Source organism: Nocardia cyriacigeorgica (assembly GCF_005863245.1).
Taxonomy (GTDB): Bacteria; Actinomycetota; Actinomycetes; order Mycobacteriales; family Mycobacteriaceae; genus Nocardia; species Nocardia cyriacigeorgica_C.
Window position 1 is genome coordinate 32,242 of sequence record NZ_VBUT01000012.1, and the last position, 26,981, is coordinate 59,222.

Sequence of the window (26,981 nt, forward strand, 5' to 3'; positions counted from 1 at the left end):
CGCGGCCGACGGGGACGTCGGCTTGGATCTGTATGCACGGGTTGTCGTCATCCGGTCATCTGCGGTTCGCAGGCCGTAGCGCTACGGTCTGGTCGACTACCGGACCTCGCCCGGGCCGGCTCTCCGTGACCACTCAGTGAGACGCGCTCACGCCCCCGCCGACTCGGAAGTACCCGACCCCATTACGCTGACCCCGTGTCGAGACGAGCCGATGGCAGGGCGGACGATGAGCTCCGCGAGGTACGGATCACCCGTGGATTCACCACGCATCCAGCCGGTTCGGTGCTGGTGGAGTTCGGTCAGACGCGGGTGATGTGCACCGCGAGCGTCACCGAGGGCGTGCCGGCGTGGCGGCGCGATACCGGACTGGGCTGGCTCACCGCCGAATACGCCATGCTGCCCGCTGCCACCCACACCCGCAGCGGCCGGGAGTCGGTGAAGGGCAAGATCGGCGGCCGCACCCAGGAGATCAGCCGCCTGATCGGGCGTTCGCTGCGCGCCTGCATCGACCTGGCCGCCATCGGCGAGAACACCATCGCCATCGACTGTGATGTGCTGCAAGCCGACGGCGGTACCCGCACCGCCGCGATCACCGGTGCGTATGTCGCGCTCTCCGACGCCGTCACCTATCTGGCGGCCGCGGGCAAGCTGGCCGACCCGCAGCCGATCTCCTGCGCTATCGCCGCGGTGAGCGTCGGCGTGGTCGACGGCCGGGTGCGCTTGGATCTGCCGTATGAGGAGGATTCGCGCGCCGAGGTGGACATGAACGTGGTCGCCACCGACACCGGCACGCTCGTCGAGGTGCAGGGCACCGGTGAGGGCGCCACCTTCCCGCGCTCCACCCTGGACAAGCTGCTCGATTCCGCGCTCGCCGGCTGCGAGCAGCTGTTCGCCATCCAGAAGGAAGCCCTCGCACTGCCGTACCCGGGTGTGCTGCCCGAGCCGGCCGAACCGAAGAAGAAGTGATGGGCCGGGTCCTCGTCGCCAGCCGCAATGCCAAGAAGCTGAACGAGTTGCGCCGCATTCTCGATGAGGCCGGGGTGGCGGGGCTGGAGATCGTCGGCCTCGATGACGTCCCCGCTTACGACGAAGCACCGGAAACCGGCGCGACCTTCGAGGAGAACGCCCTCGCCAAGGCCCGCGACGGCGCCGCTGCCACCGGCCTACCGTGCGTCGCCGACGATTCCGGCCTAGAGGTCGACGCCCTCAACGGCATGCCCGGCGTGCTCTCGGCCCGCTGGTCCGGCCGCCACGGCGACGACGCCGCCAACAACGCGTTGCTGCTCGCTCAGCTCGGCGACGTCCCCGACGAGCGCCGCGGCGCTCGCTTCGTCTCCACCTGCGCGCTCGTGGTCCCCGGCGGCGAGGAGATCGTGGTGCGCGGCGAATGGCCCGGTTCTATCGGCCGCGAGCCGGTCGGCGACGGCGGCTTCGGCTACGACCCGCTGTTCATCCCCGAAGGCGGAGCGACCACCGCCGCCCAGCTGACGCCCGCCGAGAAGGACGCCGTCTCCCACCGCGGCCGCGCATTGAAGCAGCTGCTGCCCGCGCTCACTGCTCTGGCCGGCTGAACGCTCGGGGCCGTGCGTTGACGAGCGTGGTGCCTGCTTCACTGCTTTGGTCGGTTGAACGCTGGGGTGGTGTGTTGACGAGGTTGGTGCCTGCGTTCCACTGCTTTGGTCGGTTGAATGCTCGGGCGGTGCGTTGACCACGCTGCTGCCCGCGCTCAACGCGTTGGTCGGCTGGATGCTCGGGGTGGTGCGTTGCTGCGGCCGCTCCCTGTACTCCCGCCCTCGTTGGCTGAAGGCTCCCGCCCGGGGAGCCGCTGGCGTGTGCGGGTGGTGGATCGGGCGCGTGAGAGCGCCCACCTGCTCCTACGGCCGCTGTAGTAGACGGGTACCGTGGTAGGCGTGTCCGCTCCTTCCGGCCGTTCGGCGCAGCATCGCCCCCGGCATAATCGGCCTGCGCTGATCGCGCTGGTGGTTGTGGCCGCGGTGGCGTGTCTGGCGCTCGGCTGGTGGCAGTGGGAGCGGTTCGAGTCGTCCAGCGGGACCGGCCAGAACCTGGGGTATGCGCTGCAATGGCCGCTGTTCGCGGCGTTCGCGGTGTTCGCGTATTTCCGGTTCGTCCGGTTGGAGAGCGAAGCCGAAGAGGAGCAGGCCGCGCCCGCTGAAGCCGCACCGAAACCGGAGAAGGCGAAAAAGGCCGCGCCGCGGGAGATCCCGGCGGGCATTCTGCCGGAGCGGCCGACGGCCCGGGGCGATCGGCCGAAAGCCGGGCCCGAGCGGGGCAGCGATCCCGCGCTGGCCGAATACAACAAATACCTGGCGCAATTGCACGCCGACGATATCGGTGAACGGGTCCGCGCCGCGGGCCTCGACACCAGCGACACCGAGAGGAGCGCCGGTTGAGCGCCAGCGACAACTCCACCGACACCACGCTGACCGACGGCGCCACCCCCGCCACCCCTGCCAAGGCCCCCGCGAACACCGGCAAGATCAAGAACGCCCTGCTGCGTTACCGCGTGCTGGCCTGGACCACCGGTCTGTGGCTGCTGCTGCTCACCGCCGAGATGATCGCCCAGTACGGCTTCGGCGTCGACACCCCGCGCTGGATCGCCGTCGTGCACGGGTGGGTGTACTTCATCTACCTGATCTTCACCGCCGACCTCGCGGTCAAGGTGCGCTGGCCCGCCGGTCGCACCGTCGGCACCCTGCTCGCCGGCACCATCCCGCTGCTGTCGTTCTTCGTCGAGCACCGCAACGCCCAGCAGGTCAAGCGCGATTTCGGCGTCTGACGCCTTTCTGCAAGATCCATCGCCTCTCGCGGCCTACGGTCGAGGTATCGAGCGAGAGGAGTTGAGCGCGATGACCGGATTCACCGCCACGGTCGAGATCGACATCGATGCCTCGCCGCAGCAGGTGTGGGCGACCCTGACCGACCCGGAACAGATCCGCGATTTCATGTTCGGCGCCGAGGTGCGCACCGACTGGAAGGTGGGCAGCCCCATCGTCTGGCAGGGCGAGTACCAGAACCGCGCCTATACCGACAAGGGCGAGATCCTGGCCGCCGACCCCGGCCGACTGCTGAAACTGACCCACTACAGCCCGCTGTCCGGCCAACCCGACACCCCGGCGAACTACCACACCCTCACCTACGAACTGACCGGCGACAACACCACCCACCTGACCCTCACCCAGGACAACAACGCCGACGAGCAGGAAGCGGCCCACTCGCGCAGCATGTGGGAGACCCACCTACGCGGAATCAAGGCAGCCGCCGAGGCAGCACCGGCCTCCCGATAGCCGGGCGCCGACTGCCGGGCAACGAGCGGCCGAGGGATCAACTGTCCTCGTCTCGGCCCGCAGGCACAGCTCGACCGGAGCTGCGTCGGCGTCCATGGCGTCCTGATGGCGGCATCAGCATTCGGAGCTGTCGAATCCGTTCGGCCCCGATTTCGACTATGCGCGTGAGTTCGTGTCGTACCCGCGATCCAACGTCGGCCGGAGCGCTTGTGGTGTCCTGGTGGTGGCGTGTCGTACCCGCGACCCTGCGTCGGCCGGAGTGGCCATGGTGTCCTGGTGGTGGCGTGTCGTACCCGCGACCCTGCGTCGGCCGGAGTGGCTATGGCGTTCTGGTGGTGGCGTGTCGTACCCGCGACCCTGCGTCGGCCGGAGTGGCCATGGTGTCCTGGTGGTGGCGTGTCGTACCCGCGACCCCACAGATGAACCGCCCGTCGCCGTGCTCGACGAACGCGCCAGGTGTGCCCGGAGCATCTGGTGCCTCTGCGCAGGCGCGGCCCAGGGATACCCGTCAGGTCGATCAGGCAGAGACCCGTTCACGCAACGTGGCCACGCCGGGGCCGGTGAGGTTCGCAGTAGACGGGCCGTCCGGCGATGGCCATGGTGAGCGCGAGTGTTGTGCCGCTGACCACGGGCCCGGTCCCGGCCCTGAACGGCCCATCGGTCGCCTCCAGTCGCAGGCCCTCGAACGCGCTGCGGCTCGGCACCGCGAAGTCGCGGCTGGTGTAGAAGCGAGCGACCTCGCTGACCGCCTCGAGCGACGGGGTCCGGGCCAGGCCGAGCGGACGCCGAATGTCCGGCCCGTGCACGACCACCTCCCCGAGCCAGGCCGCATGATGCCGCGACGGTCCGACGGTGTTCAGGATGACCGCCCGGAACCGCGCCAGCGTCTCCACCGGCGTCCGCCCCCGATGCTCGACCATCCGCCGCTGATTGTGCTTGTCGAAGTCGCCTCGCCGCGCCCCACGAACTCATCGCGCAGCTCCCGCATACTTTGTGGCGTTTTCGACGGCTTGGAGCCTATGCGAGGTCGCTAGAGGTTGTGCGAGGAACTTGTGCACAACCCGGGGTTGTGCACAGGGGTGTTTGTGGGGGGTGGGTGGGGGTTGCGGGTGGGTCACGATTGGGAAATGGATGCGCCTGAGCCGGTTTCTCGTAGGTCCGCGGTGGCGGATGGTTTTGCCGATCATGAGCTGAAAGGGGACGGGTGGGTGCGGGTGTGTCGCGGTCAGTATGTGCGGGCGGCGGATGCTGCGGGGCTGAGTGATGCGCAGCGGCATCTGGTGACGACTCGGGCGGTGGCGGGCGGGCTGTGTGCGGAGGCCGTGGCCAGCCATGTTTCGGCGGCGGTCGTGCACGGTCTGCCGGTCTGGGACGTGCCCATGGACCGGGTGCATGTGACTCGCGATCGGGGCGCGGGAGCGAGGAGTACGAAGCAGCTCACGGTGCACGCGGCTCGGCTCGATCGCGGCGATGTCGTTCGGGCCGGTGGGCTGGCGGTCACCTCGGCCGCGCGCACGGTCGTGGACCTCGCGAGGTCGGTGCCGTTCGCACACGCGGTCGTGATCGGTGACGGTGCGCTGCACGCCGGACTGACCACGCGCCGGGCGCTGGAGGATCAGCTGATGCGAGCGCGTGGACGACCCGGCTGTCCGGCCGCGCGCCGGGCGATCCAGTTCCTGGACAGCCGATCCGAAAGCCCGGGGGAATCGCTGAGCCGCATAGTGATCGACCGTGCAGGGCTGCCGCGGCCGGAACAACAGGCGACGGTCTTGGATGACCGCGGCCGGTTCGTGGCTCGCGTCGACTTCCTGTTCCCCGACCGTGGCGTCATCGGCGAGTTCGACGGCATGGTCAAGTACCGCACCGGCCGCCGCCCCTCCGAAGAGACGGTGATCGCGTAGAAGGTCCGCGAAGACGCCCTCCGCTGCCTCGGCTGGCTGGTAGTCCGCTGGACCTGGTCCGACCTGACCCGCCCCCATCGCTGGCTCGAGGCCCTCCACCACCCCACCCACCTCCCGCCCACAGGCAGGTGGTTGGCCTCGCACAGTTTGTGAAGGCCTCGCATAGGTTGTGCGGGCCTATTTGGGGCAGAACCTATGCGAGGTACGCATCAAAACTTGTAGGTGATGCCGGTGAAGCGTTCGGATTCTTCCCAGAGGCGGCGTTGGAGGTCGCGGTTCTTGGAGAGCTTGGTGGAGGGGGAGGGTTCGACCGGGCCCTGGGACTGGAAGAGGCGGGTGGGGCCCCAGTAGGTGTTGGGGTCGGCGTCGGGGTCGGTGGCGGCGAACAGGGTGGAGTGGGCGGCCTTGGCGGGCGGGTGGCCGATCAGGCGGATGAAGGGTTTGCTGATGCGGTCGAGCGGGGTCTCGGTGCGGGCGAACAGGTCGGTGGCCGACACGCCGGGGTGCACGGCGTAGGACCGCTTGGACGAGCCGGCCTCCTCGAGGCGGTGCTGGAGTTCGCGGGCGAACATGAGGTTGGCCAGCTTGGACTGGGCGTAGGCGAGATTGCGCTGGTAGCGGCGGTTTTCGTAGTTCAGGTCGTCGATCCAGAGCTTCGGGGTCTGCTTGTGCGCGATGCTGGCCAGCGACACCACCCGGTCGCGGATGCGGTCGAGCACCAGGCCGGTGAGGGCGAAGTGGCCCAGGTGGTTGACGCCGAACTGGGTCTCGAAACCGTCCTTGGTGCGCGAGAACGGCACGTTCATCAGGCCGGCATTATTGATGAGGACATCGAATTCGCCGCAGTTGTCGGCGAATTCGCGCACCGAGGACAGGTCGGCCAGATCGAGCGGCGCGACCTTCACATCGCCGTCGATACGGTCGGCGATCTCTTGTGCCTTGGCCGTATTCCGGCAGGCCATGACCACCGTCGCGCCCTTGCTCGCCAGCACCTTCGTGGTTTCGACACCGAGGCCGCCATTGGCTCCGGTGACGACGAAGGTGCGCCCGGTCTGATCGGATATCTGCTCAGGTTTCCACGCCATGCACCGACCTTACTCCTGGGTAAGTTCCCTGTGAAGTGTGTCTCGGACGCTGATCGTTCACAGTGCGCTCCTCGGCCCGGTATGGAGCATCGGAGACCGGGGCGATACGGATCGCCACCCAGCGCGGCCGCCATGGCCGATACCGGATGCGCCGCCACGGCAGGGGCGTGGTGACGGCGGGCCCGGACTCCGATGCCGGAAGCGAGGAAACCAGGCCACAATGGGTGCCGACCTGCGATGATAGGCAGATCGCACCGATGTTCGCGTTTTCCCTGTGCTGCGTCCAAGATTGGGCCACAATGTGTGCTCGGCAGGGGTGCCATTCGCAGGAGGGGATCACTATGCCCACATCGGGCAACACGGTGCCACGACGTCAACTGGGCCGACAGCTGCGTGAGATGCGCCAGGCAGCGGGGTTGAGCATCGCCGAGGCAGCGCGGCAGATCGGCCGCGGTGCCGGGACGGTGCAAAGGTTGGAGACCGCGCATCCCGGGAAGATTCACATTCAGGACATTGTGGGATTGTGCGAGCTGTATGACGAGGTCGAACAGCAGGATGCACTGCTGGGGCTCGCGAAGGAAGCGGACGGGGAGTCGCAGAACGGACGGTGGTGGCATGAGTTCGGGGAGCTGATCCCGGCAAGTTTCGCGCCGTATCTCGGCCTGGAGTCGGTTGCATCGAGCTTGATGGTGTTCCGGCCGGACATGGTTAGCGGCTTGTTTCAAACCGTCGGATATGCACGGGCTTTGGAGTCGATCTACGCGCCGAATGAGACTGCCGAAGAGCTGGAGAGGCTGGTGCGGATACGTGCCGGTCGGCAGAAGATCATTAAGCGCAAGCGGAATCCGGTGTCCGTCACGCTGATCATCGACGAGGCGGTTCTGAACAGGGTTGTCGGTGGTCGCAAGACGATGGCCGCCCAGCTTCGTCACCTCGCCGACATGCCGCCCAATGTGATTGTCCGAGTGCTGCCATTCGCTGTCGGAATCCCAACCGGCATGGCGCCGGGTCCGTTCACGGTGCTCGACTTCCCGCCCGGAACTCCAGAGCCTGCCACGGTGTACGTCGAGTCCTACACGGGCAATCTGTACTACGACCGGCCTAATTCCGTGGAACGCTATCGGGAGGCGTTCAAGGCGATGCAGGCGGTAGCGTTGGATCCGGTTGGCAGCAAGTACCTACTGCGGGCGAAGGCAAAGGAGTACGAGCGTGAACGTTGAACTAAGAGAAGCGGAGTGGTTCAAGTCCACTCGAAGTGTCGGCGGCAACGACTGTGTTGAAGTTGCGCATCTCGGCCGTGGACGGGTCGGCGTCCGGGACTCGAAGAACCCCGCTGGCCCTGCCCTGGTATTCACTCCGTCGGGGTGGGATGCGTTTCTGACTCGTGCCCGTCGCGGAGAGTTCGGTGTCGGATGATGAAGCCTGAGTTCTCATCGACTGACCGCGGCGCGCGTGTAGGTGCAGATCTCAGTCGAGCCAGGTGGTTCAAGTCCCGGCGTAGCGCTGGCGGTAAAGACTGCGTCGAAGTTGCACACTTGGACGAAGGCATGGTCGGCGTCCGTGACTCGAAGAATCTTGCGGTTGCGGCTCTCGTCTTCACTCCCTCCGAGTGGGAATCATTCCTGACCCACACCCGCGCCGGGCATTTCGACCACCACTGATCGACACTGCATCGGCCAGACGACCTGACCCAGTGAGACGGCCCGTGCCTCAGCCTGTTTCGGGCTGACGCACGGGCCGCTCATATTTCCACGCGGTCTGCGCGGACGGTCATCGGCCGGGGTGACCGGCCTGATCAGCGAGCGCTCAGGGGTAGTTCGCGCCCGCCAACCGGACTGTCCGCTTACCCGCAGTGGCTCGGTCCCGGCGAGTTCCAACTGACCGATCTGCCGCTGGTGCTCGTCGCGGCGCCGCCCCAGCCGATGCACTTGCCGGGAGCATCGACCTTCACCGGGCCTGCGTAATGGGTGAACATGCCGGCATCCACCTGCGCGGGGCCGCTCGATCCCCAGATTCCGAGTGAGACTCCCGTACTGGTCCTGGTGCCGACGCCCTGCGTCTTCCAGGTGACCGCGCAGTTCGTCCTGCCGTTGTAGAGCAGGTACATGGTGGCGAGGCCGCCCAGGTCGTGGGTGTCGATGACTCGGTATCCGCTGCCGCAGACCGAGGCCGGGGTCGCCGCGTTCGCTGGCGCGACCATGGCCAGCGATCCGGTAAGGATCGCCGCGACGGCAAGGCCCAGCCTCGCGCCGCTTTTCAGCACTGGCATGTGTTCGTACTTTCTGAGGAGATCGACCGCCGAATACCGGTCGGCGATCGTTGGTCGATGGATTTCCCGGCCGTGCCCTGCGTCCGTCCGCGTTGCCAAGGCTGCGTGTCCGGTGTGATCGAGGGGGCCGGCCGATCGTTGTGCGGGGCTCAGCCGCAGTGGCTCGGACCCGGCGAATCCCAATGGATCCCGCCCCCGTTCACGATGTCGCCGGGCCGGAGTGCGCTACCGCCCCACGCGATGCATTTGCCGGGGGCATCCACCTTCACTGGACCGGCGTAATACGCGTAGTGATCGTAGTCCTGCCTATGGCTGCTGGGCTGGCCCCAGATTGCGACCATAGCCCTCGTGGGTGTCTTCGTGCCGACGTAGGCGTTCTTCCACGTCACGACACAATTGGTGCGGCCGTTGTAGAGCAGGTAGATGGTGGCGAGACTGCCCAGATCGTGGGTGTCGATGACTCGGTAGCTACCGCCGCCACACACGGAGGCCGGCGTTGCGGCGTTCGCGGGGGCGGCCATGGTCAGTGATCCAGCGAGGATTGCCGCGACGGCAAGGCCCAACCTGGCTCCGTGTTCGAACACGCGCATCTTTGTAGTTTTCCTTCCGAGAAACAATCGAGCGATCACGGCACCGGATGGCGGTCGGTGACCGTCTGCCGATACGTGATCCGTCAAGATCCTGCACCGCAGTCCGGCGAGAAGCTTCCCGATGCTGGGAAATTGCTGGTTGCCCAGGGGCGTGGCCGCGGCGATGCGGTCGAACAGTTCCGTCTGCCGTCGTAGCCTGAAACCCTCAGATACTGGACAGGAGGATTGCGCCGTGGCCGAGACGACGTCGACCGAGACGACGGTGTCGCAGGTGCTGGCCGAGCTGGCCGCCCTCGACGACCCGAAGATGCGCGCGGTGAACGAGAAGCACGGCGACGATCACGGCGTGAACCTCACCAAGCTGCGTGCGGTCGCCAAACGGTTGAAGACCCAGCAGGACCTCGCCCGCGATCTCTGGGCCACCGGCGACACCGCCGCCCGCCTGCTGGCCTTGCTGATCTGCCGCCCGAAGGCCTTCGAGCGTGATGAGCTGGACGCCATGATGCGTCAGGCCCGCGCGCCGAAGGTGCAGGACTGGCTGGTGAACTACGTGGTGAAGAAGAACCCGCACGCCGAAGACCTGCGCCGCGCCTGGTTCGCCGACCCGGACCCGCTGGTCGCCGGCGCCGGCTGGGCGCTCACCGCCGAACGCGTGGTGAAGAACCCCGAAGGACTCGACCTCACCGAGCTGCTCGACATCATCGAAGCGCAGATGAAAGACGCCCCCGACCGCCTCCAATGGGCGATGAACACCTGCCTGGCCCAGATCGGCATCGCCCACCCCGACCACCGTGCCCGCGCGCTGGACATCGGCGAACGGCTCGAAGTCCTGAAGGACTACCCGACCTCCCCGGGCTGCACATCCCCTTACGCGCCCATCTGGATCAACGAAATGGTCAGTCGCCAGCAGGCGAAGTAAGGGAGGCCGGCCACGTTCACATCGCCGCCGCGGGGCAACCCCCGGCGGACTCGAAGACGTAGGCCCGCCCCCCATCGGCGGTGTGGCCGCCGGATCAGCGCAAGCGCCATCGATCCCCAGCCGGGCAATCCAAAGCCGCCCGTGGCCGACGACGGCACGGTGACGATCACCGACTACGGCATCTCCCCGACGCCACGAAAGAGCGCGGAGTACCGCGACGAGGGGTACATGAGGCTGTTGATCGCGGCGTGTCGCCGGTCTCATGTAGCCCTCGTCGGCTCACCACGCGGGTGCGGTGGCGCGGCGGGTGGTGTCGATGGTGTGCTGGAGGGCGCGGACGATTTCCTCGGGTGGGGCCGGGGCGAGGGTGAATTCGTCGTGCGGGTGGTGCTGGAGGAGGTAGCGGCCGTCGTTGGGCTGGTAGTCCATCCAGGTGAAACCGCGGACGTCCGGGGTGGGGCGGCCGTCGATCGCGCCGCCGGTGTAGACACCGACCTCGCCGAGGCTCGAGCGTGGGCGGCGCACGATGCGGTTGATCTTCTCGGTGAGCGACAGGCGCGTCGGATGTTTGGCGTACTCCACCCGGCTCACATCGGAGCCACGCGCGCGCAGCCCTTCGTACTTACCACCCGCGCACTTGGGTAGATGTGCCACCACCTGGCCGGCGAGGGCCTGCGCGGGGAGCATCGACAAGACGACATCGCGACCGTAAGCCTGTGTGGGGCCGGGCAATTGGACCGCCAGCGCGGCCGCCTGACCGACGATGCCCGCGTGAATCCGCACGACCTGCCGGAAATCCTGGCCGAAGAAGCCGTGCACCTCCACCCGCACCTCCGGTTCGAGCAGCGTGGAAATCGCCCGGTGCAGACGCTGATCGGCGATGGCGGCGAGTCGCTGCCCGGCCTCCTTACGCATCCGCTGATAGTCGTCGTAGGGGACCGGTTCGTCGGGAACGCGGCGCTCCGGCTCCCATTTGATCGGATACGGCAACCGGTCGCGGCCGAACGCGTTCACCGCCAGGGTGAACATCAAACCATCCATCCGCCAACGTGATTCGCTCATCCGCCGATCACTCCACCCGGTGGCAACGCCGGCGGCTGACTGCCGAGCAGTTCATCGCCGTGGTCGTAGATCAAATAGTCGGGCGTCTTGTGCTCGTCGTCGTCCTCGCCCTTGCCGCCGCCCCGTCCGGCGGGCATGCCCATGCCCGGCATCCCCATCCGGCCATTACGCCCGGAACCCGCGCCCGCGCCCGTCGACGCGGCCGCCCTACCCTGCGTGCCCGCACCGCCACCGGGCAGGCTGCGACCCGCGCCCGGCGTCGACGGCACACCGCTGCCGCCGAGACCGCCACCGGAACCCAGACCGCCGGTGCCCACCCCGCCCGGCAGCCCGGAGGTACCGCGCGGAAGATCCGAGGTCGGGAGCTGGGTGCCCGCTGGCGTGGTCGACGCAGGCGTGGTGGAGGCGGGGGTGGTGGACTGCGGAGTCGTATCGTCCGAGGTGTCGTCGGTGGGGTTCGACTCTTCGCCGTTGCCGGTGTTCTCCTCGCCGCCGCCGTTCTCGCCCCCGCCGCCGCCACCACCGCCGCCACCGCCCGGCGGCCAGACCGAATTGCCGGGAGGATAGACCGGGGGTTTCCAGCCCTCCTCCTTGTCGTCTACCGGATTCTTCGGTTTGGGGAGATTCGGCGTATGGCCGTCGACGTCTTCCGCGCCCGGGCGGTAATACGTGGTCATCACGAACCGGGCGTTTTCCTGCGCCTCGGTGGCCCGGTATTCAGGGCCTTTGATGACGCTCTGGAACGGTAGGGCGTTGATGACTTTGTCGCCGACGGTGGTGTCGTCGGGTTTGCCGACGGAGTTCTTGGCTTGGGCCAAGTGGCCTTCCATGAGGTCTAGGCCGTGGGCAACCATCTGGAAGCACGCAGCAATCGTTGTGAACGAGCTTGCGAACGCGCGGGTGCCTTCGATTGCGGCGGTGCCGGACTGCCCATTCCAGTAGGCGGTAATGTCGTCTTCGACGCCCTTGGAGAAGACGCCAATGGCATCCCGAGCCGCTTTGGTGAGGTTACGCCAACCGTCGGCTTTGGCGTTGATCGCCGTTGGGTCTACGTCCTTTACTGCGTCGTAGATCTCTTGGTGAGACATTGTTTCAAAGGGGTCTTTTACGAGGATGACGCGGCCCGCAAACTGGTCGCTACCGTATTCGCCGAGAAGGCCTGCCCATTCAGTGTTGACGATCGCACGGTCGGCGTCCCACTGGGCCTTCTGATCGTTGATTCGCTGCTGGTCATCACGCTTGTTCTGGTCTGCTTCGCCAAGGCCGAGCGCTTCGCCGATCTCTTGGCCTGCCCTGTTGGCAATATGGCCGACCTGGTCGACCCACTCAGGAAAGTCGAGTCCCATCACTGAGCCCCAGTCTTCCCGAGCGCACCAGCTGTCGACTGGTCTGTTTCCTCGATGCGCCGGATAGCTAATGCGTAAGTTTCGCTCATCAGTGTGACGATTTCGTGGCTCTCCTTGAGCCTGTTGACAGCAGAATCTTGGTCTGTGACAGCCTTCGCCGCGAACTTCTTTTGGAGTTCGACAGCAGAACCCAGAGTGCCGAAGCCCGACACATGCTCGAGTGCGGCGGCATCGTCGAGCATGTCGTCGAGTGCGGTGATCATCGCGTCTGCTCGGGCTTTCAGAGCATTTCCGATGTCCGGGTCCATACGTAACTCGCCGTTCTCGGCTTGGGTCTTGAGTGCCTTCCAATGGCTCACCAACCCGGCCTGCTCCGTGCCGCTGGGTGACTCTGTCACCGTTCCCTCCCGACCTTGTTTCCTGAGCTGTTCAGCATCGGCGCCCGCCCGAATGTTTTTGCGTTCACGGCTATCGGGGTAAGTAAGGCTCGAGCTCAGCGGCGTGCCGGACGGTCAGATCGCATGGCGGTGACTGTGGCATCTCGTCTCGTTTGCTGTAGCGCCAGCCAACGACAACTTCGAGCGACCCGTTTGACCATGGCAGGTTGACGTAGCAACGCAGCTTGTCTTCGTCGGATTTGTCGTAATAGACCAGTCCCGAACGGTCGCCCACCTCGACATCGCGAAAACCCGTGAGGTTGGCGTTGTTGCGGGCGTCGTCCTGGGTGTAGGTCGCGGATGCGACGCTCACGAGATATGGCCCTTCAGTCGAATCCCACCGGCAGATTCGCCAGGCCGTCGCCCCGGTCGGTGCATCCGTAACCGTAGATTTCGAGGCTGGATCAACCTTCGTAGCCCGCAGCGCCTCGTCCGACAGTTCGGTGCAAGGATTCCACTCGACCGTCTTCTCTCCGGTCGACTCCGTCTGCCCCTGTGCCGCCGGCTCCCCATCCACCGACGTCGAACACCCGGCGACAAGCCCGACTGCGGCGATTCCGCCCAGCATCGCGCGGACCGCGACCCCTCTGTGTGCACTACTCGCGGTACGCATACCCCTCCTGCTTTCGGTGCGAAAAGACCGACACTGAATAGGACGCACCTTACCGGCATCCGGTTCCACCCGATCTTTCGTCCAGGACGCGGGCCCCCGGCACCCACGTCGGTCACCCGCATGTGTCCCGGCTCAGCTCCCGATCCCTCGCCGAGAGCTACATGAGCGAGGCATCCGTCGAGAGCGTCCCTCGCTCATGTAGCTCTCGGCGCTTCGAGTTGGTCGGCGAGGCGTTGGGCGGTGAGTTCGGCGTGGGTGATGCGGCGGAGGGCGGCGAGGATGGGTTCGTAGAGGACGGTGCCGAGGACGGCGTATTCGATGGCGGCGGCGGGGGAGTCGAGGGGCATGCGGTCGATTTCGTAGGCGGCGATGGCGGTGATGTGAGGGGCGTAGGCGCGTAGGCGGTCGTCGGTCATGGGCAGGCCTGCGGCTTCGGCGTCGGCGAGGGCTTGTTCGAGTTGGGCGGCGGCGGGGAGGTCGGCGGGGAGCGGGCGGCCGAGGGCGGCGAAAGCGGCTCGGGCGCGCGGCAATTCGGTGTCGGTGCTCGACTCGGGTGACGGCGGGAGTGCGGAGGTGGCGGCGCCTAGGGCGGTGAGCAGGGATTCGTCGGGGGTGTCGATGAGGCCGACGATCGTTTTGATCTTCGCCAGCGATAACCCGTGCCCGGACAGGGCTTTCACCAGGGCGATGCGTTCGACGTGCGGTTCTCCGTATTCGGCGCGGGTGGCGCTGGTGGCGCGGCCGGGCATGAGCACGCCTTCGCGCAGGTAGTACTTGATCGTCGGCACCGGCACTCCGGTGCGGGCCGCCAGCTCCGACATCAGCATCGCGTCTGCTCCTCCTCCGATTGGCCCTTGACATTGGATAGTTTAGCTATCCATTATTGGGTAGTCACACTATCCAATTGAATCGACGCCAGGAAGCAGTCATGGATACCTCGCTGATCTCGCCGTTCATGAGCATCGTGCTCGGGGCGACCATCCTCTCGGTGGTCACCATCGCCTTCGGTGGCACCTTCCTCCTGCGCGTCGTCACCGGCGCCCACCCCACCAATGACCTGCAAAAATCCTTCTTTCGTGCCGGCCACGCGCACGCCGGGGTGCTGGTCATGCTCGGCCTGTTGCTCGCCGTTCTCGGCAACGCGACGGGTGCGAGCACGGGCTGGGCCGACGGCGGCGCGATCGCCGTCCTGGTCGCCGCCATCCTGATGCCGCTCGGCTTCTTCCTCTCGGTGCTCGGCCGCGACCCGCAACGGCCGAACCGGATGATCATCAGCGTCTGGCTGGGTGCGACGCTGCTGGTGGCCGGGCTGCTGGTGTCGGGAATCGCGACGCTCGTCGCCGGAATCGACCGGTTCTGAACGGGGTCGGCGACGATCGTCCGACGCTGACAACCAAACAGGCCGGTCAGTCTTCATACATTGTCAGTCCGTATTTTTCGTTCGCCTCGCGTACTGTCGTCCGGGCCAGTGCATTCGAAGCCGGCCGCTCGTACCAGTTCGTCATGATTCGGAAATCGAGGCAAGCGAATGAACCACAAGCTATGGCTGCTCGGGCGATCGGTCGCGGTGGGCGGACATATCTTGCGGGAGAAGGTCATCCGGCCCAAGGCGCGAACCATCGACGACGTTCCGGTCTCCGGGGAGACGATCACACCGGCCTGGCTCACCGCGGTGCTGTGCCGCGATGTCCCCGGCGCGGAGGTCGTCTCCTGCGCGACGTCCAATGGCAGCAGCGGTACCTCGACCCGAGTCGCGATCGAGGTCGAATACAACGAGGCGGGCCAGCAGGCCGGGCTGCCGACGGCGCTGTTCGCGAAGACCACCACCGCCTTCAGCCAGCGCATACTGCTCGGCGGCGGCAAGATGATCACCGGCGAAACCCGGTTCTTCCGTGACTTCCGGCCCGAGGTCGAGATGGAGGCGCCGGTCGGATACTGGGGCGCCGCCGACGAATCGTCGTGGCGTTCCATCGCGTTGATGGAAGACATCGCCAGCACCCGCGGCGCGGTGTTCGTCGAGCCGACCACCTCGGTGAGCAAGTCGCAGATGGAGGATCTGGTGCGCAACCTCGCGCGCCTGCACGGCACCTTCTGGGAACATCCGTCGATCGCCGTCCTCAACACCCCGAGCTACATGCTCCAGGCCTACCTCGCCGCGATCGATATGAAGAAGCGCTGCGCGATCGGGCTGGAACGGGCCGGGGAGGTGATTCCCGAATCGCTGCGCGGACAGAGCGAACGGCTGTGGGCGGGCGTCGAGCGGGCGATCGAGCTGGCCACCGACGACCTTCCGCCGACGCTGCTGCACGGTGATCCGCATATCGGGCAGACCTACGCCACCGGCGACGGCCGGATGGGGTTCGTCGACTGGCAGGTCGTGATGCGGGGCGGGTGGGCACACGATTTCGCCTACACCGTGAACTCGGGGTGCGAGCCGCAGGACCGGCGGGCATGGGATCGCCACCTGCTCGAGGCCTACCTGGACGAACTCGCCGAGGTCCGCGGATCGGCGCCCTCGTTCGACGAGGCCTGGCTGGCTTATCGGCAACAGTCCATGTTCGCTTACGCGGCATGGGCTTTCACCATCGGCCGCGCTGCCTATCAGCCCAAGATGCAGTCCGTCGAAACATGTTTGACCCTGCTGGAACGCATTACCACCGCATTGGACGATCACGACTCGTTGGATGCCCTCGGCGTCTGACCGACAAATTCGAACAGTCTGGAGTTCCCGCGTGACTACCTCCACCCCTTGGGCGCAGGTCACCTCGTGCCCGGTGGCCCACGGATCGCCCACGCTCACCCTCGGCCCGCGCGTCTCGCTGCATTCGCCCGAATTCGCCGACGATCCGCACCGGCACTACAGCGAAATGCGCAGGCGCTACGGGTCGTTGGCGCCGGTCGAGCTGGCACCCGACGTCCCGGCCACCCTGGTGATCGGCTACAGCACCGCAGTGCGCATCCTCAACGATCCCGAGCATTTTCCCGCCGACCCGCGGGCATGGCAGAAGAACGTCCCGGCCGACTGCCCGATTCTGCCGCTGCTGGAATGGCGGCCGATGGCGAGCCGGAGCTCGGGCGCCGATTTCGTGCGCTACCGCCAGGCCATCACCGCAGGCATCGACAACGTCGATCTGTATGCGCTCAACGGCGTCGTGGAGAACATCGCTGTTCCGCTGATCAACACGTTCTGCGCCGACGGGGAAGCCGATCTGATCCGCCAGTATGTCTTTCCGCTGGTCTTCGAAGTGGTCAACTTCCTGCTCGGCTGCCCCGCCGAGATCGGTCAGCGGGTGGCGGCGGGAACGGCGGCGCTGCTCGAGGGGGTCGACGCGGAGAAGGGCAATCAGCTGCTCGGCGAGGCCCTGATGCAACTGGTGACCTTCAAACGCGGCGAACCCGGCAACGACATCACTTCCGCGCTGCTGCAACACGAATCCGCGCTCGACGATGTGGAGGTGTCGCACCACGTCTCCCAGGTGTACGGCACCGGAATCGAATTCCAGCTCAACCTGATCGCGAACACCCTGCTGCTGGTGCTCAGCGATGAACGCTTCGGCGGCAGCGTGCTCGGCGGGAACCTGTCCTCGCGTGACGCCCTGGACGAAGTGCTGTTCAACGACCCGCCGCTGGCGAATCTGCTGATCACCTATCCGCGTCAGCCGATCCTGATCGACGAGGTGTGGCTGCCCGCGCACCAGCCGGTCGTCATCAGCATGGCCGCCTGCAACAACGACCCCGCCGTGCGCAATGGCGAACTGCTCGGCAACCGCGCCCACCTGGCCTGGGGCGTCGGCCCGCACGCCTGCCCCGCCCAATCCCTGGCCTACCTGATCGCCCAAGACGCCATCGACCAACTCCTCGACGCCCTCCCCGACCTACGCCTCAACCTCCCCGACGGCACCCCCACCTGGCGCCCCGGTCCCTTCCACCGCGCGCTGGCAGAACTCCCGGTCACCTTCCCGCCGGCAGCCCCGCTCACCATCTAGGGGCCGCCCCGGCTATCGCACCGGAGCCAGGTCGACACCGTCCGGCGGGCGGATGCGCCGCAGAGATCCGTCGAAAAGGGTTGCGTAGAGCGCCGATCCGCTTCCATCCGGGACGAAGATCCCAGCCTGCGGGCCGAACTCAGGCCCGGTCCAACCACCCGACACACCGGCCGCGATGACGCAACTAGCGCCGGTTTCGGGGTGCGCGCGATAGATGGAGCCTTCGACGTGCGCGGCCCCGGCCACATCAGTCGGCGCCGAGGAATTCCAGTCTGTTGCCGACGCCGTCGACCGTGTGGAACCTGCGGCGACCTGGGATCTCGGCCGGGTCGGGCCAGGTAACGGGGAAGCCCGCCGCGGTCAATGCGGCTGCGGTGGAATCGATGTCGACGACGAAGGCGGGGTGCGCCTTCGCGGCGGGACGGAAGTCCCGTTCGACGCCGACGTGTAGTTCACCGTCCGGGCCGGTGACGCCTGGTACCCGGAACCAGCATCCGCCCCTGGCTGCCAGCAGCGGGGGCTTGGGCAGTTCGGTCCAGCCGAGCACGCCGGCGTAGAACGCTCGCTGCCGATCCTCGCCGCCGACGGGGCAACTGACTTGAACGTGGTGGATCATGGCGCAAGCGTAGATCGAAGCGGTCCAGCGAACGGAGCTCATGGCGCCCGGTCACCGGATCGCATCGGTGGGAGTCACTCCGGGCGCGGTGAACCCAATGCCCGTGATGTGGCGACGCGCGAGCTGTGGTGGAAACTCGGCCGGGCCTCTCACAAAGCGCGGACCACCAGGGCGGTGCCCATGGTGAGCATGGTGGCGGCTACGAGGGTGTCGAGGAGGCGCCAGGCGGTGGGGCGGGACAGGATGGGGGCGAGGAGGCGGGCGCCGTAGCCGAGGGTGGTGAACCAGGTGAGGCTGGCGAGCATGGCGCCGAGGCCGAAGATCCAGCGCAGCGAACCGCGGTGGGTGGCTACGGTGCCGAGCAGCAGCACGGTGTCGATGTAGGCGTGTGGGTTGAGCCAGGTCATGGCCAGGCAGGTGAGGACGACCTTGCGGAGGGTGCCTGCGGAGCCGGACGCGCTGGTCAGGGCGTGGTCCGCGGGCGGTCGCAGCGCGCGGCGGGCGGCCAGGGCGCCGTAGCAGATCAAGAAGGCCCCGCCCGCCAGCCCCGCGACAGTGAGCGCGGCAGGCCAGGCGGTGATCACCGAACCGAACCCGGCGACACCGAGGGCGATGAGCAGCGCGTCGGAGATCGCGCTGATCGCGACCACCACCGGAACGGCGTGCCCGCGCGCGCCCTGACGCAGGACGAAAGCGTTCTGCGCGCCGATGGCCACGATCAGGGACAGACCCGCACCGAATCCGGCGAGCGCCGCCGGGAAGATTCCGCTGTTCACGTCACCCGACGCTAGGAACCTTGACGGAATCAGTACAGCTAAAGTTTCTTAACTATCATTAGCAATTGTGATGACGGAGCTGCCGTTCGATCAGGTGCGTACGCTGCTCGCGGTCGTCGACGAGGGCACCTTCGATGCCGCGGCGGCCGCCCTGCACGTGACGCCGTCGGCGGTGAGCCAGCGCATCAAGGCGCTCGAGCAACGCACCGGGCGGGTGCTGCTGACCCGCACCAAGCCCGCGCAGCCGACGGAATCCGGGCAGGTGATCGTCAAATTCGCGCGCCAGGTCGTCGCGTTGCAGCGAGATACCCAGCGGGAGTTGGGGATCGGTGACGAATCGGGTCCGGCGCGGCTGTCCATCGCGGTGAACGGCGATTCGCTGGCCACATGGTTTCTGCCCGCCCTGACCCGGGTCCCGCAGGATCCGCCGATCTGCTTCGAACTGCACCGCGAGGACGAATCGCATTCCGCGACTCTCTTGCGAGAGGGGCAGGTGATGGCGGCGGTGACGTCGTCGGCCGAACCGGTGACCGGATGCACCGCACGACTGCTGGGCCTGGCACGGTATCTGCCGGTGGCGAACCCGGACTTCGTCGCCCGGCATTTCGGCTCCGGGACGCTGCGCCGCTACCTGCCCGAGGCGCCCGTCATCGTCTACGACCGGCGCGACGAACTCCAGGACCGCTACGTCCGCACCATCACCGCCGGTGAGGCGGCTGCCAGCGATGTGCGTCACTACATCCCCACCTCGCAAGGGTTCTGTGACGCCGTCGTGGCGGGGCTCGGCTGGGGCCTGATTCCCGAACAGCAAGCCGTGCCGCTGCTGCGATCGGGCGCGCTGGTCGAGCTCGGCCGCCGCAAGTGGGTGGACGTGCCGCTGTACTGGCAGCAGTGGAAACTGGACGTCCCAGCTCTCGCGCTTGTCGCGGAAACCGTTGCGCAGGCGGCCGCGGAGGCGCTGCATCAGCGGCGTTGAGCGTTCGGCGGCAAGCTCCTGACTACGGGAATCGCTTGGCGATAGCCGTGGCGATCGCGTCCGGTTCATGCTCCTGAATGAAATGCCGAGCATCCGGCAGTTCTACGACTTCGAGGTCGGTGAACATGGCACGCAGGCGCGGGAGGCAGGCCTTCGGGCGGAACACCATGTCCTTCATCCCCCACACCAGCAGGGTCGGTGTGCCGCCGAGCGTGGCGGGCACACCGCGTTCGAGGCCGGCCAGCAGCGGGCGGGCCCGGCGGATTTCCTTGGGCGTCTCGGCGAGGGCGCGCCTGGCTTGCGGAGTGGGCTGCACCAGGCGGTAGTGGTCCGCTTCGGCAGCCGTGAGTGTGCTGCCCAGCTCGCCGAGCAGCACCCGCTCGATCAGGAAATTCTGTTCGAGGATCCGCTTCTGCATCGGGCGGCTGCTCATGATCATGCTGAACGCCCGGTTGGGCAGCGCGTCGATCGGCCAGAGCGCCGTGTTGCCCAGCACGATCCCGCGCACCCGGTCCGCGCGCGTGGTGGCCGCGCCGAGCCCGATCGGCCCACCCCAATCCTGGCCCATCACAACGACATCATCGAGCCGCAGGTGGTCGATCAACTCACCGAGGACCGCGGTGTGCTCGGCAATGGTGTAGTCGAAACCCTCAGGGCGCTCGGACAATCCGAAACCCAGATAGTCGACCGCGATACACCGGTACCGATCCCGCAAGGCCTTGACGATATGGCGGTAGAGGAAACTCCAGGCCGGCGCGCCGTGACAGAACAGGATCGTCGGCCCGGACCCCTCGGCGATGTAGTGCACGCGTCCCGCGGACGAGTCGAACCAGTGCGACTCGAAGGGGTACAGATCCTTGTCGGGGACGAAATCGATCATCATGGTGCCCTCCCTCCGGCGTCAGACTACCGTGCGGTAACCGCCTGTGGGGTCGCGCTCGCCGCCCTGGAAGGGCATCGCCGTCACCAGCCGCGCACGGCTGCGGTGCATCGGAGGAACGCCATGCGGGGCCGGGGTCGACCGCTATCCGAGCATCCCCGCCATCACCTTGGCGCGGCCGGGTGTGCGCAGCTTCGACAAACCCTTCGCCTCGATCTGGCGGGCACGCTCGCGTGAAACACCGAGGGCGGCACCGATGTCGGCGAGGGAGCGGGGTTCGGCGTGGTCGAGGCCGTAGCGGAGGGTGAGGACCTCGGCCTCACGGTCGGACAGGGCGCCGAGCATGGCGCGCAGCTGGGTGGCGATGGTGGCGGCGGTGGCGAGTTCGTCGGGGCCGGGGGCGGTGTCGGGGATGAGTGCGCCGTATTCGGTGGCGTCCTCGCCGATGGGGGTGTGCAGGGAGATCGGGTCGCGGGCCTGCTGAAGTAGTTCGGTCACTCGGGATTCGGTCATCTCCAGGTCGGCGGCGATCTCGGCAGCCGTGGCGTCGCGGCCGAGCTGCTGGGACAGGGTGCGCTGGGTGCGGATCACCCGGTTGAGCACGTCCACCACGTGCACCGGGATGCGGATGGTGCGGCCCTGATCGGCCAGGGCGCGGCCGATGGCCTGGCGGATCCACCAGGTGGCGTAGGTGGACAGCTTCAGCCCGCGCCGGTGATCGAACTTCTCGATCGCCCGGATCAGGCCGAAGGTGCCTTCCTGCACCAGATCCAGTAGCGACATGCCGGTGTTGGTCGGATAACGCCTGGCAATGGAGACGACCAGGCGCAGGTTGGCCTGGATCATGTGCTCCTTGGCGCGCGCGCCGTCGGCCACCGTGCGGCGCAGGGTGCGGCGCTCGTCGGTCGGGAGCTCTCCGGCTTCGTCCAGCCGTTGCCGGGCGAGGACACCGGCCTCGATTCGCTCGGCCAGCGCTACTTCCTCTTCCGCACTGAGCAGTGGTGTGCGGCCGATGGCGCGCAGGTAGTCGCGGATCGGGTCGTCGCTGACGGTGCCGAGGGTGGGGGAGGCGGTGCGGCGGGCGGGGAGGCATCGGGTGGTCAAAGGATTCCTCTCGAAAGTCGGGGGTGCGGGCGGCATCGGCGGCTGACCGTGGATCACTTACTGCGCGTGGGGGCTCGCGGTCATGGGTGCGCTCAGCGGAGCTGGTGGCGCGGCGGCTGAGCGGGCGATACCGACCGGTCGTGATGGTGGCGATCGCAGGTCGCGTGACCGGATTCGCGACGGCGGGTGCACAGCGAAGCGGATGGTGTCGTGGCCGCGCGTCGATTCCGGCTCGGCGTGATGGGGGCGACTGCGGAAGACGTCGGTTCGCAGGCGTCACCGCTGCTCTCGACAGCGCGGCGCCAGTGTCGGCTCAGCGACCATTTCCACCTGCGGAGCGAAGTAGGGCTGGTGATGGCGCCTGCAAGACATGAAAGTCCGCAGGCGCCACCGATGTCAGCGCCCCGGAATCCGCAGCGGGCGATGCGGCGCGGCCCGGAACTGCTGGCTGCGGGCGACGCTGCGCTCATCGCGAGCCTTCCAGCGACGTCCGGTGATCGGGAAACCGGTGTCGGTGCGGCGCGTGCGCGGGGTGGCTGCGGGGACGGGTGGCTGGGTGCTCGCGGTGATCATCTGCTCGATCGCGGCATCGAACGCGGACTGCGGGGTGGACTTCTCGGCCAAGGTGACTGCTCCGTTTCGGTGGGTGGTGGCGGGGCGGGCGGTGCTGTCGGGCCGTGAGTCATGCGCGTTCTCCTTCGACTGTCGGCGCCGCCGTGGCGACGCGAGAACAAATTTAGGGCAGACCTAAAAATATGTCAAGCATAAATTTATGACGAGTTCAGGTAGTGTGGTTCGCATGACCGCACAGACCGCCGAACCGCAGGGCCTTCGCGCCAAGAAAAAGCAGCAGACCAGGGAAAACATCTCGCACCAGGCCACCTTGCTGTTCCTCGAACGCGGCTTCGACAAGGTGACGATCGCCGACGTCGCCGCGGCCGCCCAGGTCGCCAAGATGACGGTGACCAACTACTTCCCCCGCAAGGAAGACCTCGCGCTGGACCTGGGGGAGGTGTTCGTCGATCAGCTCGCCCGCACCGTCCGCGAGCGCGAACCGGGCGAATCCGCGCTGGCGGCGTTGCGCCGCGCCTACCTCACCGCCGCCGCCGAACAGGACCCGGTCGTCGGCTTCTCCGGGCCCGCCTTCGCCGAAATGATCACCGGCAGCCCCGCCCTGGTCGCCCGGTTACGCGAATTCCACGACGACCGCGAAGCCGCGCTTGCCCGCATCCTCGCCGAGGAAACCGGCGCCGCCCCCGACGACATCACCCCGCGCGTCGCCGCCGCCCAACTCGGCGGCGTGCACCGAGTGCTGTTCGACGAGACCATGCGCCGCACCCTCGCCGGGGAATCCAACGACGAAATCGCGGCCGCGCTCACGGGTTACATCACGGTCGCCTTCGATGCGCTGGAACCGGGTCTCGGAAACTACGCTGTGCGCTGATGCCGGCGCGATCCGCATCGACCTCCAAGCTCCGCTGATCTTCTGTGCGGCGACCACGTTGATGCTACGGTCCAGTCGGGCAACCGGTCTCGGCTGCCTTTCGGGCCCAGGGGGAGTGTTGATGCGTCGGCTCGCCGTCATCGTTCTGACCGCTGTCGCGGTGCTGTCCGCGAACGTCGCCGCCGCGGAACCGCCCGGCGTGACCGTGCTTCCGCGGCCCGGCGGTGAATCGCCGGTCGGCACAACGGTTCTGCATCTGGTCGACCATGCGCGCGCGGATCCGTTCGAACCGGATCGCCCGCGCGAGTTGATGGTCTCGGTGTTCTATCCGGCGGCGAAGGTCGACGGGCATCCGCGTGCGCATTACGTCTCGACCGAGCTGATGCCGTCGCTGGAACAGCGGTTCGGCGTCGAATTGCCTGGGTTGCACACCAATTCGTACACCGGGGCGCCGGTCGCGGACGGCGCGCATCCGGTGGTCCTGTACAGCCCGGGAGCCGGCGTCACCCGGCTGCTCGGCACCGGGTTGGCCGAGGATCTGGCCAGCCGCGGGTACATAGTGGTGACCATCGACCACACCTATGAGGCGCCCGCGGTGGAGTTCCCCGGCGGCCGCATCGTCGCCTGGGAACCGGCGGCACAGTTCGATACCGCGCTGCGGCAGAAGTACGTCGAGGCACGCCTGCCCGACGTGCGCTTCGTGCTCGATTCGCTGGAACGGCTGGCACGGGGCACGAATCCGGACGCCGGGCAGCGGACACTGCCCGCGGGGCTCGACCGCGGGATCGACCTGGACCGCATCGGCATGGCCGGTCATTCCTCCGGCGGGTACGTCGCGGTCGAGTCCATGCACCTGGATCGCCGCATCGATGCCGCGGTGAACCTCGACGGGCAGATCGGCGTCGACACGGCGTTCGGGAAGTCCGTCACCGAAGGCGTCGACCGACCCGTCCTGGTGATGACGAGCGCGCAGGCCGAAGAGGTCGGCGACGCCCATCCATCCCTGGACGAGTTCTGGCGCACCTCCACCGGCTGGAAACGCCAGCTGACCATGCGCGATTCGGCCCACTACGACTACACCGACTTCCCCCTCATCGTGCCCACACCCGCCCGCGACGCCGCAAAGACCTACATCGGTCCCGTCGCCGCCGACCGCGCGTCCGCCCTGACCCGCATCTACGTCGCCGCGATGTTCGACAAGTTCCTGCGTGATCGCAAGGACACCGCGCTGGACCGGACGCCTACAGAACCCGAGATCGTCATCGTCCGCTGACCGGCGCATGCCGGGCCGATGAACTCGGGCAGCCGGACGCCGCTGACAACACCCGCATCACCCAGGGCGGACCGCCCGCATCTTGCCGTTCACTTGGCGCCGGGGACAAGCACCGGATTCGATGCCGAACGGTTGCTGCGCCGGACGCGATGCTTCGCGCCGTCTGTGCGGCTGACGTTTTGGGTAAGGCGGCGCCGTGACTTCGCTCTGATCCGACCACGCGAGTCGGTCTCGGTAGCGGGCCGCAGTCGAAGAACGGCAGGCGGCTGAAGGCGACGTAGCTGTGATTCGCTGCCGTGTCGCTGCCTTCCGCGCGATGGGGGTCCGGACCATACTGGGCCGATGAGCGGTGCGGTGGCAGTCGCGCAGCGACCACCCGAGCCGATGAGCCGGGCGAAGACCAATGTGGTCTTCGGGACCATCGTGCTCGGGATGCTGATGGCCGCGCTGGATCAGACGATCGTGTCCACGGCACTGCCGACGATAGTGGCCGATCTGGGTGGGGCCGGGCATATGGCGTGGGTGGTCACCTCGTATCTGCTGGCCGAGGCGGTGGCGACGGCGCTGGCGGGCAAGCTCGGTGACCTGTTCGGGCGCAAATTGATCTTCCAGCTCAGTGCACTGATCTTCATCGTGGGGTCGATGGTCGCGGGGCTGGCGAACGGGATGCTGCTGCTGATCATCGCGCGCGCGATCCAGGGGATCGGCGCGGGTGGGCTGATGGTCACCTCCATGGCGTTGATCGCCGACATCATCCCGCTGCGGGAGCGCGGCAAGTATCAGGGCGCGCTCGGTGCGGTTTTCGGCGTCACCACCGTGATCGGGCCGACCCTCGGCGGGCTGTTCACCGACCATGCGAGCTGGCGGTGGTGTTTCTACGTCAACGTGCCGCTGGCGATCTTGATGATCGTGCTGGCCGCGCGCACCATCCCGCACGTGAAGGCCATGGCGAGGCCGATCATCGATTACGCGGGCATCGGCCTGGTGGCGCTGGGCGTGTCGAGCCTGATCCTCGGCCTGGAGTGGGGCGGAACCGAATACGCGTGGGGTTCGGTGCAGATCATCGGGTTGTTCGTGGCGGCGGCGGTGCTGCTGTCGGCGTTCGTCTGGGTGGAGTTGCGGGCGCAGGAACCAATGCTGCCGATGGGGTTGTTCCGCAGCCAGGTGTACACGGTGTGCTCGATCCTGAGCTTCATCGTGGGGTTCGCGATGCTCGGTTCGATGACGTATCTGCCCGCCTACCTGCAATACGTCGACGGTGTGTCGGCCACCGCGTCGGGTGTGCGCACGCTGCCGCTGGTGTTCGGCCTGTTCGCCACCTCGATCCTGTCCGGCCAGGTGGTCGGCAAAACCGGCCGCTATCGATGGTTCCCGATCGCGGGCACGGGGGTGATGGCGATCGGGCTGTTCCTGATGTCGACGATGGGGCGCAATACCAGCATCTGGCTGGAATCGCTGTACATGCTGATCCTCGGTCTCGGCATCGGCCTGGCCATGCAGGTGCTGACGATCGTCGTGCAGAACACCGTCCCTTACGCGCAACTGGGCACCGCCACCTCGGGTGTCACCTTCTTCCGCACGCTCGGCAGCGCGTTCGGCACCGCGGTCTTCGGCACCCTCTACACCAACAAACTCGATCCCGAACTCGCCGGCGCGCTGACCCAGGTGCAGGTGGTGCCGCCCGAAGTGGCCGCCAATCCGGAGGCGTTGCGCGCGCTGCCGCCGGAACTGGCCGAACCGATCATCGACGCCTACGCGGCCGCCATCGACCATGTGTTCCTGTGGGTGGTTCCGGTCGCTCTCGCCGGTTTCGTGGTCGCCTGGTTCCTGAAGGAAGTCCCGTTGCGTGACAGTGCGCGCGCCGACGCGAGTGACGTCGGGGAGGGCTTCTCGGTGCCGGATTCGGCCGATCGGGTGGTGCTGCTGGAACGCGCGATCGCCGCGACCATGCGGTCCGCGCGCGCCGAGGGCCCGATCGGCCCGGTCATCCTCGCCGACGCCGGCACCGACCTCACCCGCGGACAGGCCTGGGCGCTCGGACAGGTCTACCTGCACAACCGGATTCGCGGCGAGGCCACGATCGAGGCGATAGCGCGCGTGCACCGCCTGCCCGACGAGGTGATCGCGCCGGTCTTCGCCGAGGTGAGCGACGCTGGATACATCATCCAGGACGGCCCGCTGCTCACCGTGACCCCGGCGGGGCAGGCGCAGATCGACCGGATCAAGGCGGCGTGGCGGCGCTGGCTGGACGTGCGGCTCGACGACTGGGACCGCACCGATCCGACCGACCGGTTGCTGCTGGATCAGGCGCTGGAGAGCATCGCCACCAAACTGCTCGACCAGGACGTACAGGAACTCGTCCCCGCGCACTGATCGGCGTCCGAGGCAGATCAGCCCAG

General features: G+C 67.3%; 32 protein-coding genes. 18 read left to right on the top strand and 14 right to left on the bottom strand.

The window, feature by feature from the left end:
- Window positions 1–195 precede the first annotated feature (195 nt).
- The 5 genes from rph to FEK34_RS25780 all read left to right on the top strand — a co-directional run bounded on the left by rph (window position 196) and on the right by FEK34_RS25780 (window position 3,305).
- A complete protein-coding gene (gene rph, locus FEK34_RS25760; protein WP_048832943.1) occupies window positions 196–966 on the top strand; it encodes a ribonuclease PH in 771 nt (256 codons plus the stop codon).
- Window positions 966–1,571, top strand: a complete 606-nt coding sequence (gene rdgB, locus FEK34_RS25765) for an RdgB/HAM1 family non-canonical purine NTP pyrophosphatase (protein WP_171048405.1) — start codon at window positions 966–968, stop codon at window positions 1,569–1,571. Before rph ends, rdgB begins: the two co-directional genes overlap by 1 nt.
- Window positions 1,572–1,910: 339 nt before the next feature.
- Window positions 1,911–2,411, top strand: coding sequence for a transcriptional regulator (locus FEK34_RS25770; RefSeq protein ID WP_212748828.1), 501 nt, complete (start codon window positions 1,911–1,913; stop codon window positions 2,409–2,411).
- Window positions 2,408–2,797, top strand: coding sequence for a DUF3817 domain-containing protein (locus tag FEK34_RS25775; protein WP_374760492.1), 390 nt, complete (start codon window positions 2,408–2,410; stop codon window positions 2,795–2,797). Before FEK34_RS25770 ends, FEK34_RS25775 begins: the two co-directional genes overlap by 4 nt.
- Before the next feature lie 70 nt (window positions 2,798–2,867).
- Window positions 2,868–3,305 carry an SRPBCC domain-containing protein gene (locus FEK34_RS25780; RefSeq protein ID WP_138451922.1) on the top strand — a complete coding sequence of 146 codons (438 nt, stop codon included), beginning with the start codon at window positions 2,868–2,870 and terminating at the stop codon, window positions 3,303–3,305.
- Window positions 3,306–3,838: 533 nt separating this feature from the next.
- Here the strand turns inward: FEK34_RS25780 and FEK34_RS25785 are convergent.
- Entirely contained in the window at window positions 3,839–4,225 is a 387-nt protein-coding gene (locus FEK34_RS25785; protein WP_138451924.1) for a hypothetical protein, read from the bottom strand.
- Window positions 4,226–4,585: 360 nt separating this feature from the next.
- On the opposite strand from FEK34_RS25785, the gene FEK34_RS25790 reads away from it, so the two are divergent.
- Entirely contained in the window at window positions 4,586–5,206 is a 621-nt protein-coding gene (locus FEK34_RS25790; RefSeq protein ID WP_138451926.1) for a hypothetical protein, read from the top strand.
- A 209-nt stretch (window positions 5,207–5,415) separates the two neighbouring features.
- Here the strand turns inward: FEK34_RS25790 and FEK34_RS25795 are convergent, their stop codons facing one another.
- A complete protein-coding gene (locus FEK34_RS25795; protein ID WP_138451928.1) occupies window positions 5,416–6,291 on the bottom strand; it encodes an oxidoreductase in 876 nt (291 codons plus the stop codon).
- Between the two features lie 341 nt (window positions 6,292–6,632).
- On the opposite strand from FEK34_RS25795, the gene FEK34_RS25800 reads away from it, so the two are divergent.
- Genes FEK34_RS25800 through FEK34_RS25810 form a run of 3 tightly spaced genes read left to right on the top strand, consistent with a single transcriptional unit; the run spans window position 6,633 to window position 7,952 of the window.
- On the top strand, window positions 6,633–7,511 hold the full coding sequence (locus FEK34_RS25800; RefSeq protein WP_138451930.1) for a helix-turn-helix domain-containing protein: 879 nt from the start codon (window positions 6,633–6,635) through the stop codon (window positions 7,509–7,511).
- Complete coding sequence (locus FEK34_RS25805; protein ID WP_138451932.1) at window positions 7,501–7,707, top strand: DUF397 domain-containing protein; 207 nt, start codon at window positions 7,501–7,503, stop codon at window positions 7,705–7,707. The genes FEK34_RS25800 and FEK34_RS25805 overlap by 11 nt, the downstream gene beginning before the upstream one ends.
- Window positions 7,707–7,952 carry a DUF397 domain-containing protein gene (locus FEK34_RS25810; protein ID WP_138452230.1) on the top strand — a complete coding sequence of 82 codons (246 nt, stop codon included), beginning with the start codon at window positions 7,707–7,709 and terminating at the stop codon, window positions 7,950–7,952. Before FEK34_RS25805 ends, FEK34_RS25810 begins: the two co-directional genes overlap by 1 nt.
- Window positions 7,953–8,134: 182 nt before the next feature.
- On the opposite strand, the gene FEK34_RS25815 is transcribed toward FEK34_RS25810, so the two are convergent.
- Both FEK34_RS25815 and FEK34_RS25820 read right to left on the bottom strand, forming a co-directional pair.
- Complete coding sequence (locus tag FEK34_RS25815) at window positions 8,135–8,560, bottom strand: hypothetical protein (protein WP_138451934.1); 426 nt, start codon at window positions 8,558–8,560, stop codon at window positions 8,135–8,137.
- Between the two features lie 149 nt (window positions 8,561–8,709).
- Window positions 8,710–9,150, bottom strand: coding sequence for a hypothetical protein (locus tag FEK34_RS25820; RefSeq protein WP_086008219.1), 441 nt, complete (start codon window positions 9,148–9,150; stop codon window positions 8,710–8,712).
- Between FEK34_RS25820 and FEK34_RS25825 the strand changes: the two genes are divergently transcribed.
- A complete protein-coding gene (locus FEK34_RS25825) occupies window positions 9,133–9,345 on the top strand; it encodes a hypothetical protein (protein WP_138451936.1) in 213 nt (70 codons plus the stop codon). The genes FEK34_RS25820 and FEK34_RS25825 overlap by 18 nt on opposite strands.
- 37 nt (window positions 9,346–9,382) lie before the next feature.
- The gene (locus tag FEK34_RS25830) at window positions 9,383–10,069 is read left to right on the top strand and encodes a DNA alkylation repair protein (RefSeq protein WP_138451938.1); all 687 of its coding nucleotides are present in this window, start codon (window positions 9,383–9,385) and stop codon (window positions 10,067–10,069) included.
- Window positions 10,070–10,348: 279 nt separating this feature from the next.
- Here FEK34_RS25830 and FEK34_RS25835 read toward each other — a convergent pair whose 3' ends face one another.
- The 5 genes from FEK34_RS25835 to FEK34_RS25855 form a co-directional block, all read right to left on the bottom strand.
- The gene (locus tag FEK34_RS25835) at window positions 10,349–11,131 is read right to left on the bottom strand and encodes an ESX secretion-associated protein EspG (RefSeq protein ID WP_138451940.1); all 783 of its coding nucleotides are present in this window, start codon (window positions 11,129–11,131) and stop codon (window positions 10,349–10,351) included.
- A complete protein-coding gene (locus FEK34_RS25840) occupies window positions 11,128–12,477 on the bottom strand; it encodes a hypothetical protein (protein WP_138452232.1) in 1,350 nt (449 codons plus the stop codon). Before FEK34_RS25840 ends, FEK34_RS25835 begins: the two co-directional genes overlap by 4 nt.
- Window positions 12,477–12,875, bottom strand: coding sequence for a hypothetical protein (locus FEK34_RS25845; protein WP_138451942.1), 399 nt, complete (start codon window positions 12,873–12,875; stop codon window positions 12,477–12,479). Before FEK34_RS25845 ends, FEK34_RS25840 begins: the two co-directional genes overlap by 1 nt.
- Before the next feature lie 70 nt (window positions 12,876–12,945).
- Window positions 12,946–13,482, bottom strand: a complete 537-nt coding sequence (locus FEK34_RS25850) for a DUF3558 domain-containing protein (RefSeq protein WP_249359615.1) — start codon at window positions 13,480–13,482, stop codon at window positions 12,946–12,948.
- A 239-nt stretch (window positions 13,483–13,721) separates the two neighbouring features.
- Window positions 13,722–14,354, bottom strand: coding sequence for a MerR family transcriptional regulator (locus FEK34_RS25855; protein ID WP_138451946.1), 633 nt, complete (start codon window positions 14,352–14,354; stop codon window positions 13,722–13,724).
- A gap of 101 nt (window positions 14,355–14,455) precedes the next feature.
- Between FEK34_RS25855 and FEK34_RS25860 the strand changes: the two genes are divergently transcribed.
- From FEK34_RS25860 to FEK34_RS25870, 3 genes are all read left to right on the top strand, one after another.
- Window positions 14,456–14,887 (top strand): hypothetical protein, encoded by a 432-nt coding sequence (locus tag FEK34_RS25860; protein ID WP_249358220.1) that lies wholly within the window; start codon window positions 14,456–14,458, stop codon window positions 14,885–14,887.
- A gap of 168 nt (window positions 14,888–15,055) precedes the next feature.
- Window positions 15,056–16,228 carry a phosphotransferase gene (locus FEK34_RS25865; RefSeq protein ID WP_138451948.1) on the top strand — a complete coding sequence of 391 codons (1,173 nt, stop codon included), beginning with the start codon at window positions 15,056–15,058 and terminating at the stop codon, window positions 16,226–16,228.
- 31 nt (window positions 16,229–16,259) lie between these two features.
- The gene (locus tag FEK34_RS25870; RefSeq protein WP_138451950.1) at window positions 16,260–17,513 is read left to right on the top strand and encodes a cytochrome P450; all 1,254 of its coding nucleotides are present in this window, start codon (window positions 16,260–16,262) and stop codon (window positions 17,511–17,513) included.
- Window positions 17,514–17,760: 247 nt separating this feature from the next.
- Here the strand turns inward: FEK34_RS25870 and FEK34_RS25880 are convergent, their stop codons facing one another.
- Together FEK34_RS25880 and FEK34_RS25885 are read right to left on the bottom strand one after the other, a co-directional pair.
- Entirely contained in the window at window positions 17,761–18,129 is a 369-nt protein-coding gene (locus FEK34_RS25880; RefSeq protein ID WP_138451952.1) for a glyoxalase, read from the bottom strand.
- Between the two features lie 149 nt (window positions 18,130–18,278).
- Complete coding sequence (locus tag FEK34_RS25885; protein WP_138451954.1) at window positions 18,279–18,905, bottom strand: LysE/ArgO family amino acid transporter; 627 nt, start codon at window positions 18,903–18,905, stop codon at window positions 18,279–18,281.
- A 70-nt stretch (window positions 18,906–18,975) separates the two neighbouring features.
- Here FEK34_RS25885 and FEK34_RS25890 point away from each other — a divergent pair, with 70 nt between their 5' ends.
- Window positions 18,976–19,881, top strand: coding sequence for a LysR family transcriptional regulator ArgP (locus FEK34_RS25890; RefSeq protein WP_138451956.1), 906 nt, complete (start codon window positions 18,976–18,978; stop codon window positions 19,879–19,881).
- Window positions 19,882–19,903: 22 nt separating this feature from the next.
- Here the strand turns inward: FEK34_RS25890 and FEK34_RS25895 are convergent, their stop codons facing one another.
- The 3 genes from FEK34_RS25895 to FEK34_RS25905 form a co-directional block, all read right to left on the bottom strand.
- Complete coding sequence (locus FEK34_RS25895; RefSeq protein WP_138451958.1) at window positions 19,904–20,764, bottom strand: haloalkane dehalogenase; 861 nt, start codon at window positions 20,762–20,764, stop codon at window positions 19,904–19,906.
- A 141-nt stretch (window positions 20,765–20,905) separates the two neighbouring features.
- The gene (locus FEK34_RS25900) at window positions 20,906–21,865 is read right to left on the bottom strand and encodes a sigma-70 family RNA polymerase sigma factor (RefSeq protein WP_138451959.1); all 960 of its coding nucleotides are present in this window, start codon (window positions 21,863–21,865) and stop codon (window positions 20,906–20,908) included.
- 396 nt (window positions 21,866–22,261) lie between these two features.
- The gene (locus FEK34_RS25905) at window positions 22,262–22,489 is read right to left on the bottom strand and encodes a hypothetical protein (RefSeq protein ID WP_138451961.1); all 228 of its coding nucleotides are present in this window, start codon (window positions 22,487–22,489) and stop codon (window positions 22,262–22,264) included.
- 175 nt (window positions 22,490–22,664) lie between these two features.
- On the opposite strand from FEK34_RS25905, the gene FEK34_RS25910 reads away from it, so the two are divergent.
- From FEK34_RS25910 to FEK34_RS25920, 3 genes are all read left to right on the top strand, one after another.
- Entirely contained in the window at window positions 22,665–23,309 is a 645-nt protein-coding gene (locus FEK34_RS25910) for a TetR family transcriptional regulator (protein ID WP_138451963.1), read from the top strand.
- 121 nt (window positions 23,310–23,430) lie between these two features.
- Window positions 23,431–24,582, top strand: coding sequence for an alpha/beta hydrolase family protein (locus FEK34_RS25915; protein ID WP_171048406.1), 1,152 nt, complete (start codon window positions 23,431–23,433; stop codon window positions 24,580–24,582).
- Window positions 24,583–24,924: 342 nt separating this feature from the next.
- Window positions 24,925–26,955, top strand: coding sequence for an MDR family MFS transporter (locus FEK34_RS25920; protein ID WP_249359617.1), 2,031 nt, complete (start codon window positions 24,925–24,927; stop codon window positions 26,953–26,955).
- Window positions 26,956–26,981: the final 26 nt, after the last annotated feature.